9 protein-coding genes are annotated in these 13727 nt (G+C 72.3%); 6 read left to right on the forward strand and 3 right to left on the reverse strand.

Translation table 11 applies throughout. The features are described from left to right. Positions 1-3 precede the first annotated feature (3 nt). Positions 4-3204 (reverse strand): tetratricopeptide repeat protein, encoded by a 3201-nt coding sequence (locus ACZ4O3_RS03665; protein WP_467721034.1) that lies wholly within the window; start codon positions 3202-3204, stop codon positions 4-6. Positions 3205-3315: 111 nt separating this feature from the next. Beyond that, positions 3316-3714 (reverse strand): hypothetical protein, encoded by a 399-nt coding sequence (locus tag ACZ4O3_RS03670; protein WP_362714417.1) that lies wholly within the window; start codon positions 3712-3714, stop codon positions 3316-3318. Between the two features lie 208 nt (positions 3715-3922). Between ACZ4O3_RS03670 and ACZ4O3_RS03675 the strand changes: the two genes are divergently transcribed. The 6 genes from ACZ4O3_RS03675 to ACZ4O3_RS03700 all read left to right on the forward strand — a co-directional run bounded on the left by ACZ4O3_RS03675 (position 3923) and on the right by ACZ4O3_RS03700 (position 12955). Beyond that, positions 3923-4549: an ArsR/SmtB family transcription factor gene (locus tag ACZ4O3_RS03675; protein ID WP_362714415.1), complete on the forward strand. Its 627-nt coding sequence runs from the start codon at positions 3923-3925 to the stop codon at positions 4547-4549. A 67-nt stretch (positions 4550-4616) separates the two neighbouring features. After that, the gene (locus tag ACZ4O3_RS03680) at positions 4617-6644 is read left to right on the forward strand and encodes a thioredoxin domain-containing protein (protein WP_467721035.1); all 2028 of its coding nucleotides are present in this window, start codon (positions 4617-4619) and stop codon (positions 6642-6644) included. 363 nt (positions 6645-7007) lie between these two features. After that, positions 7008-8294 (forward strand): glycosyltransferase family 2 protein, encoded by a 1287-nt coding sequence (locus tag ACZ4O3_RS03685; RefSeq protein WP_467721036.1) that lies wholly within the window; start codon positions 7008-7010, stop codon positions 8292-8294. A gap of 4 nt (positions 8295-8298) precedes the next feature. Next, positions 8299-10239, forward strand: coding sequence for a right-handed parallel beta-helix repeat-containing protein (locus ACZ4O3_RS03690; protein ID WP_362714409.1), 1941 nt, complete (start codon positions 8299-8301; stop codon positions 10237-10239). Continuing rightward, positions 10236-11489, forward strand: a complete 1254-nt coding sequence (locus ACZ4O3_RS03695; RefSeq protein ID WP_467721037.1) for a right-handed parallel beta-helix repeat-containing protein — start codon at positions 10236-10238, stop codon at positions 11487-11489. Before ACZ4O3_RS03690 ends, ACZ4O3_RS03695 begins: the two co-directional genes overlap by 4 nt. 122 nt (positions 11490-11611) lie before the next feature. Further along, positions 11612-12955, forward strand: a complete 1344-nt coding sequence (locus ACZ4O3_RS03700) for a UDP-glucose dehydrogenase family protein (RefSeq protein ID WP_384996102.1) — start codon at positions 11612-11614, stop codon at positions 12953-12955. An 18-nt stretch (positions 12956-12973) separates the two neighbouring features. On the opposite strand, the gene ACZ4O3_RS03705 is transcribed toward ACZ4O3_RS03700, so the two are convergent. Further along, a complete protein-coding gene (locus ACZ4O3_RS03705; protein WP_362714403.1) occupies positions 12974-13696 on the reverse strand; it encodes a Mut7-C RNAse domain-containing protein in 723 nt (240 codons plus the stop codon). Positions 13697-13727 lie beyond the last annotated feature (31 nt).

Here is a 13727-nt window from a genome sequence, read left to right on the forward strand (position 1 = left end):
GGGTCACTCCCCGCCCGGCACCGGCACCCCCATCACCTCACGGGCGTGCCGGCTGGGCACCATGCCCAGGCGCCAGGCCTGCCAGCCGGACTCCAGGGTGATCCCGCGGTCCAGCAGCAGGCCGTACGCGGTGACGTACTCGGTCAGTTTCTCGTCGCGCAGCGGATGGACGGCGCGGGAGAGCTGGGCGAGTTCCTCCTGCGCGACCGCCGTGCCCACCTCCGCACCGCCCGGTGCGGCGTAGGGGAGCAGGGTGCAGCGCAGGAAGCGGGCCCAGTCCTCGCCGCGGCGGTCGCCGTACGACGAGAACAGGGTGACCGCCTCGTCGCACAGGGCCAGGGCCTGCTGGGTGCGGCTGTTGCCGGCGTCGACGACGGCCAGCTCCAGACAGGTCCAGGCCTCGCCGTGGACGACACCGATGCGCTGGAAGTCGGCGTGGGCGTCGACCAGCAGCTGGCGGGCGAAACCCGAGTTGCGCAGCGAGCCGGTCTGGGCCGCGCGCTGGTCGCGGGTGACCCGGGCCGAGTGGTGGCGGGCGCAGGCCAGTCCGTAGACGTCCCGCATCCGGGAGAACATCGCGCGCGAGCGCTCCAGCTCACGGACCGCCAGGTCCAGCGTGCCGGTCTCCTCCAGCGCCTGGCCCAGGTAGTAGACCGTCCAGGCCTCGCCGCGCGCGTCCTCGTTCTCCCGGTGCCGGGCCGCCGCCTGCCGCAGTGCGTCCACCGCCGGGGACGCGTCACCGTCCACCAGCCGGGTGCGCGCCAGCTGGGTCAGTGCCCAGGCCTCGCCGCGGGCGTCGCGGGTACGGCCGTAGCGCTCCAGCGCCGCCCCCAACTCGCGCTCCGCACGCGGTACGTCGCCCATCCGCAGCGCCAGCTGACCGAGCTGGAAGTGCGCCCAGGCCTCGCCGTGCACCGAACCGCCCTCCCGGTGCAGCACGAGCGAGCGGGTGAGCAGGTCCAACGCCTCCGGCAGCCGGGCGCGGTCGCGCTGCACCGCCGCGAGCGCGTGCATCGTCCAGGCCCGGTCGGTCGCCAGCTGGGGGGCCGCCTGCAGATCCAGCGCCTCCTGGAGCTTGGCCGCCGCCTCGGTGAGGTTGCCCTGGTGGTGCAGGGTGATCCCGAGGGAGCACAGGGCACGGGCCGCGCCGGCGTCGTGGTGCGCCTCCATGTAGAGGTCCACCACCGAGGTGAGGGTGGTGCGCGCCTTGTCCAGTTCGCCCAGGTGCCGAGCCGCGATACCGGTCCGCCACTGCACCGAACGCACCAGCAGTCCCTGGTCCACCGCCTGCGCCAGCTCGCTGATCTCACCGAGCCGGTACAGGTCGCCGCGCAGCAGGCAGTAGTCGCACAGGGCGCCCAGCAGACTCTGCACGGCCGCCTGGTCGACGCCCTCGGCGTGCCGCAGCGCCGCCGTGATGAAGCTCGACTCGTCGTCCAGCCAGCGCAGCGCCTCGTCGAGCGAGGTGAAGCCGTGCGGGCTGAACCGGTCCGAGCGGGTGGACATGTTGCCGTCCACCAGCCGCAGCACGGAGTCGGCCAGTTCCCCGTAGTTCACGATCAGCCGCTCCTGCGCCGCCGTACGGTCGGCCGGTGCCTCCTCGTCGGCGAGGCGGGCCTGGGCGAAGGCCCGGACCAGGTCGTGCAGCCGGTAGCGGCTGCCCCGGACATGGTCGATCAGACCGGCCCGCGCGAGCGCGAGCAGCTGACGGGTCGCCTCCGCCTCGTCCGTGGCCAGCAGTGCGGCCGCGGCCGCCGCGCCGAGCGAGGCCCGGCCCGCCAGCGCCAGCCGCCGCAACAGGCGGCGGCCGATGTCCGACTGGTCGGTGTAGCGCAGCCACAGCACTCGCTCCACCGGCTCGACCGGGCCGTACGCGCCGAGATCCGTCGCCAGCTGGAGCGGTGAGCGCGAACCCAGCGAGGAGCCCGCCACCCGCAGGGCCAGCGGCAGGCCGCCGCACAGCTCCCTTATCCGCTCCGCGGACTGCGCGTCGTACGGCCCCGACGTGTCCTGCGCCGCCGCGTCCAGCAGCTCCTCCGCACCCGCCGCGTCCAGCGCCGTCACCGGAAGCTGGTGCACCCAGGCCGGCAGGTCCGCGGGCAGGTCGAGCTGTTCCCGGGCGGTCACCAGGACCAGGCTGTCCGACCGCTCCGGGATCAGGGTGCGCACCTGCCCGGCGTCCGAGGCGTCGTCCAGCACGATGGTCACCGGCAGACCCGTCAGGTGCTGGTGGTACAGCTCGCTGAGCCGCTTGACCTGCTGGTCGGGTGAGGAACGCTCACGGAACAGCAGCTGTTCACGCGGCGCGCCCAGCCGGTTGAGCAGGTGCAGCAGCGCGTCCCGGGTGGGCAGCGGCGGCTCACCGCGGGTTCCACCGCGCAGATCCACCACGACCGCACCCCGGAAGAAGTCCTTCAGCTCGTGGGTGGCCCGGATCGCGAGCGTCGTCCGCCCGGAGCCGGGCTCCCCGTGCAGGACGACCACCGTCGGACGGGTCTCCGTGGCCGCCCGCGCCGCCTGCGCCCACTGCCGGATCCGCGCCAGCTCATGCTGGCGGCCGGCGAACGGGCCGTCCCGGTCGGGGAGCTGGCCGAACGACTGCTGGAGCACCGTACGCCTGCGGGCCGCCGCGCTCTTGTCCGCGCCGCGCAGCCCCGGCCCCTGCTTCTTCGGCCCCGTGGACGCGCTGAGCACCCGCTGCTGATCGAGGAACGGACGGATGCCGCGTACCTCCAGCGCGGTCAGCCACTGCAGCCGCAGCTGTTCGGGGCCGCCGGGCTGGCCTGCCTCGCCGGCCTGGTGGTGCGCGGCGGGGAGATGGGCGCCGGCGACCTTGACGACCGTGGCCGCCGCGCCGATCACTCCGGCGGCCGCGCCCGCGCCGAGTGCCGTACCGGCGCCGGTGCCGAAGGAGAGGTCGGCGACGGTGGCGGCGACCGCGGCGACGGCCGCCACCAGCAGCGGAGTTCCCGCGCCGTCGCGGGCGTAGCGCTGGCCGAAGCTCTGCCGGCCGGCCTCCCGTTCGTCGAGAGCGTGAGTGTAGGTGTCGTACTCCTCCGCGGCGCTCTGGGCCATCGCCTCCAGGCCGCCGCGGGCCCGTGACAGCAGCAGCTGTCCGTCGACGCGGCCGCCGGAGCGGCGGACCTCCTCCTCCACGGCCTGGACCAGCAGCCGGTCGGCTTCCGCCCGATGGGCGTCCCGCATGTCCCGTCCCCCTCCAGCGGTAACTCCTTGGCCTATGAGTGTCCTTGGGAGAGGGCGAAGTTGCGAGAGGGCCGGATCATCGAAGAGCGGATCTCCAAGAGAAGCGTCCGGCTACCGGGGCGCGGGTTCGCCCTGCCGGCCCTTCGACAGCGCCAGGAAGACGCATGCCGCGGCCAGCCCCGCCTCCGCGACCGCGCTGCCGAGCGCCTCCAGCAGCGCCGTGCCGACCGCCGACGTCGTGATGTCGAACCATGCGTCCAGGATCGCGACCGATGCCGTCGCCGAAGCCGTCAGGCGGACCCGGGCGTCACCCCGCAACCCCAGCACGGCCGTGGCCGCGCAGCCCGCCGCCATCAGGACGTCCAGCCCGATCCAGGCCAGCGACCAGTTGTGCACCTCGGTCCTGGTGGGCAGCGTCAGCGCCAGCACCACCGTCCACGGCACGAGCAGCACGGCGGACGACCCGAGAAGGATCAGTGCCCACCTCTTCAGCCGCCTCGTCCGCTTCATCCTCCGCGCCTTCCTCGCCGTCGACCCCTCCAACACCTCGGCCCCCTCACCTTGTTCCGGCCCGGCGGAGGCTGTGGACCCGATGGCCCCCCAGGGTGACCTCGCGGGAGCTCCGCCATGCCCCATCGTAGAACGCAGAGAAAGCTCTGCAAAGGAAAGTCGGCAGACATCGGGGACGTCTCAGGGTTCTCAGGGCTACGGTGATCGCATGACCGACGGCACGCCCAGGACGCCCGCCGCGCCCGACCCCGGCGCCCACGCCGAGCTGACCGGCCTCGAACGCACCGCCCTCTACAAGTCACTGGGCAATCCGCTGCGCCGCCGGATCCTCGACTACCTCGGCCGGCACGGCGAGGCCAACTCCACCGTGCTCGCCCGCGAACTCGGCGAGAGTTCCGGCACCACCAGCTACCACCTGCGCAAGCTCGCCGAGCAGAAGCTCATCGAGGAGATCCCGGAGAGGTCGGGAGGGCGGGAGCGGTGGTGGCGGAGCCTGCCGTTCCGCCACACCACACCCGACCCGGCCACGATGACGGCCGAGGAGTACGCGGCGGCCGAGCACCTCGCCCTGCTCAAGATCGAGGTCGACACCAGGCTGTTCCGCCGCGCCCACGAGGAGTACCGGGGTCCGCAGGGCTGGTCCCAGGTGCAGCGCACCGGAACCTGGATGACCAAGGACGACCTGCACGCGTTCGTCCGCGCCTACCAGGAACTGCTCGACCGCTACGGCCACCCGGACGACGCCGTTCCCGAGGGCGCGCGCCGGGTCAACCTGCGCTTCTACGCGGCCCCCGACCCCGTCGGGGAACGGGAGGGCGAGCCGTGCGGACCGTGAGGCCGGGCGGGGCGGCGCCCGCGCAGGACCCGCCGGTGGGGCGGGGCGCTGTGAGAGGCTGGGGCGCATGAACCGGCTGGCTGGTGTGACCTCGCCTTATCTGCTTCAGCACGCTGACAATCCGGTCGACTGGTGGCCCTGGGAGCCGGCCGCCTTCGAGGAGGCGCGGCGGCGTGACGTACCCGTCCTGCTGTCCGTCGGCTATTCGGCGTGCCACTGGTGCCATGTGATGGCCCATGAGTCCTTCGAGGACCAGGCCACCGCCGACTTCCTGAACGAGCACTTCGTCGCCGTCAAGGTGGACCGCGAGGAGCGGCCGGACATCGACGCCGTGTACATGGAGGCCGTGCAGGCCGCCACCGGGCAGGGTGGCTGGCCCATGACCGTGTTCCTCACGCCCGACGCCGAGCCGTTCTACTTCGGCACCTACTTCCCGCCCGCCCCGCGGCACGGGATGCCCTCCTTCCGGCAGGTCCTGGAGGGGGTCCGGGGCGCCTGGGCGGACCGGCGCGACGAGGTCGCCGAGGTCGCCGGGAAGATCGTCCACGATCTCGCCGAGCGGGAGATCAGCCACCAGGGCGACCGGCCGCCCGGTGAGCAGGAGCTCGGCCAGGCCCTGCTCGGGCTCACCCGCGAGTACGACGCGCAGCGCGGCGGGTTCGGCGGTGCCCCCAAGTTCCCGCCGTCCATGACCGTCGAGTTCCTGCTGCGCCACCACGCCCGGACCGGTTCCGAAGGCGCCCTGCAGATGGCCGCGGACACCTGCGAGCGGATGGCCCGCGGCGGCCTCTACGACCAGCTGGGCGGCGGCTTCGCCCGGTACTCCGTCGACCGCGACTGGGTCGTGCCGCACTTCGAGAAGATGCTGTACGACAACGCCCTGCTCTGCCGGGTCTACGCGCACCTGTGGCGGGCGACGGGGTCCGAGCTGGCCCGCCGGGTCGCGCTGGAGACCGCCGACTTCATGGTCCGTGAACTCGGCACCGGCGAGGGCGGTTTCGCCTCCGCCCTGGACGCCGACAGCGACGACGGGACCGGCAGGCACGTCGAGGGCGCGTACTACGTGTGGACACCCGCGCAGCTCGACGACGTCCTCGGCGCGGACGCGGATCTCGCCGTCCGGTACTTCGGTGTCACCGAGGCGGGCACCTTCGAGCACGGTCAGTCCGTGCTGCAACTCCCGCAGCAGGACGTGGTGTTCGACGCCGAGAAGGTCGAGTCGGTCAAACGGCGGCTGCTCGCGAAGCGCGCGGAACGCCCGGCGCCGGGCCGGGACGACAAGGTGGTCGCCGCCTGGAACGGGCTCGCCGTCGCGGCGCTCGCCGAGACCGGCGCCTTCTTCGACCGGCCCGACCTGGTCGAGGCCGCCGTCGGCGCCGCGGATCTCCTCGTACGGGTGCATCTCGACGACCACGCGCGGATCGCCCGCACCAGCCGGGACGGCCAGGCCGGCGCCAACGCGGGTGTGCTGGAGGACTACGGCGACGTCGCCGAGGGCTTCCTGGCGCTCGCGTCCGTGACCGGCGAGGGGGTCTGGCTGGAGTTCGCCGGCCTGCTGCTCGGCCACGTCCTGGACCGCTTCGCCGACGCGGAGACCGGTGCCCTCTACGACACCGCCTCGGACGCCGAGAAGCTCATCCGCCGGCCGCAGGACCCGACCGACAACGCCACGCCCTCCGGCTGGACGGCGGCCGCAGGTGCGCTGCTCGGCTACGCGGCCCACACCGGGTCGGAGCCTCATCGCGCGGCGGCGGAACGGGCGCTGGGCGTCGTCAGGACGCTCGGGCCACGGGTGCCGCGCTTCATCGGGTGGGGGCTCGCGGTCGCCGAGGCGCTGCTCGACGGCCCGCGCGAGGTCGCGATCGTGGGACCAGGCCAGGGGGACGGCCCTACGGCCGCCCTGCACCGCGCCGCGCTGCTGGGCGTGGCCCCCGGCGCGGTCGTGGCCGTGGGAACCCCGGGGAGCGAGGAGTTCCCGCTCCTCGCCGGCCGCCCGCTCGTCGGGGACCGGCCGGCCGCGTACGTCTGCCGGCACTTCACCTGTGACGCCCCGACCACCGACCCGGAGCTGCTGAAGGCCGCGCTGCGGGGCTGACGTCGTCACCGGGTGGGTCTCGCGGTGCCGTGGCACCCGCTTTCCGCTCGTCCCGTCGAAACATGCCATTTATCGGAAGAGTTCGTCCTCTTCACATCACCCTCATATGATCCCCCTCGCGCCGTGACGTGTGTGACGTGCTGTCACGGTCGGGGAGTACATGGGGAACTGGGGGTCCTGCGCACCTGCCCTCCGGCAGCCTCGTCATGACCGTGACGAGTGGTGTGTGAAGATTTCGTGAGCGAAGTTAGTGCTTTGTGTGACTCCCGTTCACCCGAGAACTCCTAGCATCGCTGAAGCAGTGCCCGGTTCTGTCGCTTTTCGGACCGAGGCAGCCGTGTCATGTGGGGGGAGAGCGAAACATTGTCCGAGTTCTTCGACCAGGTCTGGTCGTGGATCGTCGAGGCTGTGGGGGAGACTTCGTGGCGAGAGCTGATGCCGCTGGGGCTGGCCGGACTCTTCGTCTGGGCGCTCTGGCTGTACCGAGCGGTGCTCTCCCGGTTCGCCAAGCCGGTCGTCAACAACTTCCGCACCAGTGTCTCCGTGGTGGTCCCGGCGTACCGGGAAGACCCTGACATCCTGCTGGAGTGCCTGGAGACCTGGCTCGCCCAGGATCCGGCCGAGATCATCATCGTCCCCGACGTCGAGGACCACGAGGTGCTGCGCCGGCTGTCGCTGGTGGAGGACCCCCGGGTCCGGGTGCTCGCCTTCGAACACCGGGGCAAACGCTCCGCCTTGGGGGTCGGCATACGCGAGGCCACCGCCGAGCTCCTCGTCCTGGTGGACTCCGACACCCGCTGGGAGCCGGGGCTGCTGGACGCCGTGCAGATGCCCTTCGCGGACCCCGCGGTCGGTGGCGTCGGTACCCAGCAGAACGTCTACCAGCGCACCACCAGCGTCTGGCGCCGCATAGCCGACTGGCTGGTCAACCTCCGCTACTACGACTACGTCCCGGCCATGGGCCGGGCCGGAGCCGTGGCCTGTCTGTCGGGCCGTACGGCCGCCTACCGGCGGGCCGCGGTCCTGCCGGTCCTGGAGAACCTGGAGAACGAGTTCTTCCTCGGCCGCCGCTGCGTGGCGGGCGACGACGGCCGGCTGACCTGGCTGGTGCTCGCCTCCGGCTACAGGACCGTGCACCAGTCCTCGGCCCGGGCCGTCTCCATGTTCCCCTCGTCGTTCCGGGCGTTCGTGAAGCAGCGCGTCCGGTGGAGCCGCAACTCCTACCGGTGCTACCTGACCGCGCTGTACAAGGGCTGGCTGTGGCGGGCCCCGCTGGTCACCAAGATCACCGTGCTGCAGATCCTGCTCACTCCGGTGACCATGGGCATGGCCCTCGGCTATCTGCTGCTGAGCCGGCTCGACCTCAGCCCGCGCGGCATCGTCCTCACCCTGATCTGGCTGATGCTGGGCCGTGCGGTCCGCGGCTACTCGCATCTGCGCAGGCACCCGCAGGAGATCCTGCTGCTGCCGCTGACGGCACTCGTGGTCATCATGATCTCGCTGCCGATCAAGCTGTACGCCTTCGTCACCATGAACAAGCAGGGCTGGCTCACCCGCGGCTCCACCAGCATCGGAGGCGAGGGCCAGAGCGCCTCGACCCTCTCCGGCGGCGGTCAGAACCACCCCGCTCTCCAGCCGGAGGTGATCTGACCTCATGTCAGCGCGACTCATGACCCCCACGAGACCGGGCCCCGGCATCCCGCCGCGCCGGGCGGGTGCCAGAGCGGCGGCGCTGGTGGGCGCCTTCGCGGTGGCGGCGACGCTGCTGCTGGGCACGTCCACCGCGGCGCACGCCGACGGGGACGGCGACAGGAAGCAGACACTGGCCGCCGAGGACGCGGAGACCCAGGCCGCGCTGGTCGCCGACGAGGACCACCGGCTCAACCAGGTACGGGCGTTCACCTCGGTGGCACCCCTGCAGAGCACCAAGTGGACCGTGCCCTACCGGCTGGACACCGACAACGGCTACACCCTGGTGCTCACCGAGCGCAGCAACGCCTACACCATCGCCGACCTGCTCAAACTGGCCCCGCAGACCTTCGTACGGCGCAAGGACGGCTCGTACCTGCTGACCGAGAACATCTACCTCAACGTCGGCGCCAAGCTGAAGCTGTCCAACCCGGGCGGCCTCACGCTGCGGATGGCCAGCAACCGCACCGGCTTCGTCTCCATCGTCTCCTTCGGCGGCGAACTGGCGCTCCAGGGCACCGCCCAGGCGCCGCTGGAGATCACCAGCTGGGACCCGCAGGGCAACAGGGCCGACACCGACGTCCGGGACGGCCGCGCCTATGTCCGCACCATCGGCGGCCAGTTCCAGATGACCCACACCAAACTCTCGGACCTCGGCTTCTGGAGCGGCCGCACCGGCGGGCTCAGCCTCACCGGCACCGACCGGCCGAACACCGGCTCGCTGGAGGAAACCGGCCAGATCCACGGCAAGACCGCGCGCGAGCGGGCCCGGGAGGAGGGGGACGCCCAGGACGACGGCTCGAGCAGCGGAGACGTCACCGCCATGCCCTCCGGTGAACTGACCACTCCCGACGCCCGGTTCTCCACCGGCGGACTCTCCTACGTCTCCGGGTCGATCACCCACTCGACCATCACCGGCAACGCCTTCGGGATCTTCATCTCCAGCGCCACGGGGATCGAGATCAGTGACACGACCGTGCGGGACAGCCTGGAGGACGGTGTGGTGCTGCACCGCTTCGTCTCCAGCTCGCTGGTGCAGCGCACGGTCGCCAAGGACAACGGCGGCGACGGCTTCATCCTCTCCCGCGCCACCCAGCAGGTGCGGATCAGCGGCTCCACCGCCGAGGGCAACGGCGGCAACGGCTACACCCTCAGCGGCAAGCCGCTCGCCGACGGCCCCTCCGCCTCCGGGCAGGCCGTCGACAGCTACGGCTCCAACTCGGTCGCCAACAGCGTGGCGAAGGACAACGGCCGCTACGGCGTCGAGGTGCTGGGCGGGTTCGACGTCGGAGTGCAGAACAACCGCATCGAGGGCGGTGACATGGGGATCGTGGCCCGCCTGGAGGCGGACAAGGTGTCCATCACCGGCAACCGCCTCACCGGCCAGAACCGGCAGGGCATCTCGGTACGGGACGGCGTCAGCGACGCCACGGTCACCGGCAACATCATCGACGGCCCGGAGACCGGCGTGTACGTCCGTGACTCGGCCGCCGAGATACGCGGCAACACCGTCCAGGACGCGACCAACCACGGAGTGAGCCTGGTCGGCGGCGTGGACGGCACGACGGTCTCCTTCAACGTGATCGGCGGGGTCGGCCCCAGCGCGCTGGACGCCGGCCGCTCGCACGGCGGCGCCGACATCAAGGAGAACCAGACCTTCGCCTGGTACGACACCAGTTCCTTCTGGGTCAAGGTCAAGCACTACGCGAGCCCGATGACCCTGCTGTGGACCGGCATCCTGCTGCTGATCCTGTTCTCGGCGGTGATGGGCCGGCGCAGGCGGCGCGGGCACGGGCTGATCGGCCGGATCGTCCACCCGTACTCCGACAAGGCACCGCTGCCGGCCCCGCCGCCGGACGAGATCGACGTCGCGGGCCGTCGCAGGGTGCCGGTGATGAGCGAATGAGCGAGGAAACCCCCGAGGGGACGGGAGTCCCGGAAACACAGCCCACGGTGGCGGAGCGGGTGCGCCGGATCCGGCTCTCCGGCGGCCTGCCGCTGTGGGTGGCCTCGGCCGCCCTGCTGGTCGCGGTGGTGGCGCTGATCGTGGCGGCCTCCGCCGGCAACGGCTCGCCCGTGGTGTACGGGGCCGGGCCCGACGCGGGACCCACCATTGCGGTGGCCACCCCCGGCGATGACGACGGCGACACCGACGACGCCGGTGCCGCCTCCTCCGCCCCGGAACCTAGCGGCACGGCGTCCGACGCGGGGACGGCCGAGCCCACCGCGTCCGGCTCCGCCGCGCCGGCCGTGACCGGAGGGACGAAGTGCCCGGCCCCCACGGTCACCGTGGGGGACGCCGAGTCCCTCGCCCAGGCCCTGGACGAGGCGCAGCCCGGCGACGTCATCCAGATGCGGGACGGGGTGTACGACGACCGGTTCACCGCCGCCAACCCCGGCACCGGAAGCCGGCCGATCTTCCTGTGCGGTGGCCCCGGCGCGGTGATCGACGCCGGTGACGTCGACGGCGGCTACGCCTTCCACCTGGACGGCGCCAGCCACTGGCGGCTGATCGGCTTCACGGTCCGCAACGGCCAGAAGGGGGTCATGGCCGACCACGTCCGCAGCACCGTCATCCAGGGCCTGACCGTCGAGAACATCGGGGACGAGGGCATCCATCTCCGCGACTTCAGCTCCGGCAACGTGGTGACGGGCAACACCGTCCGTGACACCGGCAGGCGCAAGGAGACCTTCGGCGAGGGCATCTACGTCGGCTCGGCCGAGTCCAACTGGTGCACGGTCACCGACTGCAAGCCCGACAAGAGCGACGACAACGTCATCACGGGCAACCACGTCAGCGCCACCACCGCCGAGTCCGTCGACATCAAGGAGGGCACCACCGGCGGCGCCCTCCTCGACAACACCTTCGACGGCGCCCAGCTCAGCGGGGGACACAACGACTCCTGGGTCGACGTCAAGGGAAACAACTGGCTGATCAGGGGGAACGTCGGCCGTCACGCCCGGGAGGACGGCTTCCAGACCCACCGGATCCTCGACGGCTGGGGCACCGGAAACGTGTTCAAGGGCAACACCGCGCAGGTCGACGGCCCCGGCTACGGCTTCCATCTCGCGCCCGTCGAGAACAACAGGGTCGCCTGCGACAACAAGGTCAGCGACGCGGCGAAGGGCCTCGCCAACACCGCCTGCTCCTCCTGACGGCGAGGGGCCCGGTCCGCACCCGGGCCCCGTACGCCGGCGCAGGCCCTCGTCTCCCCCTTTCACCCACGCGCGTCCCCGGCATGCGCACCCGCTGCTCGGGAATCCCTCTCGGAGGCATCATGGACACTCTTCTCGACGGCACCGACGCTCCCCGCCTCACGGTCATCGGCACCGGCTACCTGGGCGCCACGCACGCCGTGTGCATGGCGGCACTCGGCTACGAAGTGCTCGGCGTCGACGTGGACCCCGGCAAGATCGAACTGCTGAGAGCCGGGGAGGTGCCGTTCTTCGAGCCAGGACTGCCCGAACTCCTCGTCAAGGCCCAGGAGTCCGGCCGGCTGCACTTCACCACCAGCCTCGCGGAGGCCGCCGAGTTCGGCGACATCCACTTCGTCTGCGTGGGCACCCCGCAGCAGCCCGGCTCCTACGCCGCCGACCTGAGCTATGTGGAGGGCGCGGTCACCGAGCTGGCCCGGCATCTGCGCCGGCGGGCCCTGGTGGTCGGCAAGTCCACGGTGCCGGTGGGCACCGCGGCCCGGCTGGCGGAGCTGGTCCGCGCGACCGCTCCGGCCGGCGACGAGGTCGAACTCGCCTGGAACCCGGAGTTCCTCCGGGAGGGCTTCGCCGTGGAGGACACCCTGCACCCCGACCGGCTGGTGTTCGGCACCGAGTCCGCGTGGGCGGAGGAGCGGCTGCGCGCCGCGTTCGCCCCGGTCATCGCCCAGGGCACCCCGGTGGTGGTGGCCGACCTGCCGACGGCCGAACTGGTCAAGGTCGCCGCCAACTCCTTCCTGGCCACGAAGATCTCGTACATCAACGCCATGGCGGAGGTCTGCGAGGCCACCGGCGCCGACGTGCACCGGCTGGCGGAGGCGCTGGCCTACGACGACCGGATCGGGGGCCGCTTCCTCAAGCCGGGCCTGGGCTTCGGCGGCGGCTGCCTGCCCAAGGACATCCGGGCGTTCATCCACCGCGCCGAGGAGCTGGACGTCGCCCAGGCGGTGGCGTTCCTGCGCGAGGTGGACGGGATCAACCAGCGCCGCCGCGCCCGTACCGTGGACCTGGTCCGCGAGCTGGTCGGCGGCGAACTGGCGGGGACGAAGGTGGCCGCGCTCGGGGCGGCCTTCAAGCCCAACTCGGACGACATCCGCGACGCCCCGGCCCTGGACGTCGCCGCCACGCTGCACCGGGCCGGCGCCGAGGTGACCGTCTACGACCCGGTGGCGATGGACAACGCCCGCCGGGCCCACCCGGAGCTGACGTACGGCACCGATGCGCTGCAGGCCGCCGCGGGCGCCGACGTGGTGGTGCTGCTGACCGAATGGGCGCAGTTCCGGGAGATCGACCCGGAGGTCATGGGTTCCGTGGTGAACCGGCGCCGGGTGGTGGACGGCCGGCACGCCCTGGATCCCGCCGAGTGGCGGGCGGCCGGCTGGGAGTACCGGGCGCTGGGCCGCAACTGACCCTCCTCCGGGCCGGGTTCAGGCGAACTCGGCGAGGGCGCGCTCCACGATGGCTTCCAGCTGCTGGTGGTGCGCGCCCTTCCAGTAGGCGCGGCCGCACCGAGCGCACTGGGCGAAGACGTCGTACGACTTCTGCGTGCCGCCCTTCAGCTGGTCCGCGACCTCTTCCTTCGTCGCCTTCCGCAGCAGGCCGTTGCAGGCCGTGCAGCGGGTCCAGGGGCGCAGCTCGGGGGCGAAACGGTCGAGGACGTCGTGGAGTTGGTCGTCGGGGCTGGTGCTGTAGACGTAGGCGCCGGCCCACAGCTCGCGGCGGCGCAGCAGGCCCCGGTCCCGGCTGAGCAGCACCCGTTTCTCGGCCGCCGAGCGAGCGGAGAGCGCCGGGTCGCCGATGTCCGTCGACTCGTACGCGGCGTCCACGCCCAGCAGGCGCAGCCGGCGGGCGAGGGTGCCGAGGTGGACGTCGAGGAGGAAGCGGAGCGGGGCGCCCGGTACCTCCTGCGGGCGCCGGACCGCGCGCACGGCCACCGACTCGCCGGCCGCCGGGATGTGCGCGGCCGGGACCGGCCGGCCGTCCACCTCCAGTGCGCCGACCTCGGTGAGGGGGACGCCCAGGGACTCGATCACATGGCCGAGGGTGGAGACGCCGTCGACGGCGAGCGGATGCGCGCCGGTGCGGCGGGCGTGCGGGACGAACAGAGCCAGCTCGGGGGCGATTTCGACACGGATCTCGGCGGTGTTCACCCGGTCAGGATGGCACGGCGGGCGCCTGGGA

The sequence above is a fragment of the Streptomyces sp. NPDC026515 genome (assembly GCF_055567595.1).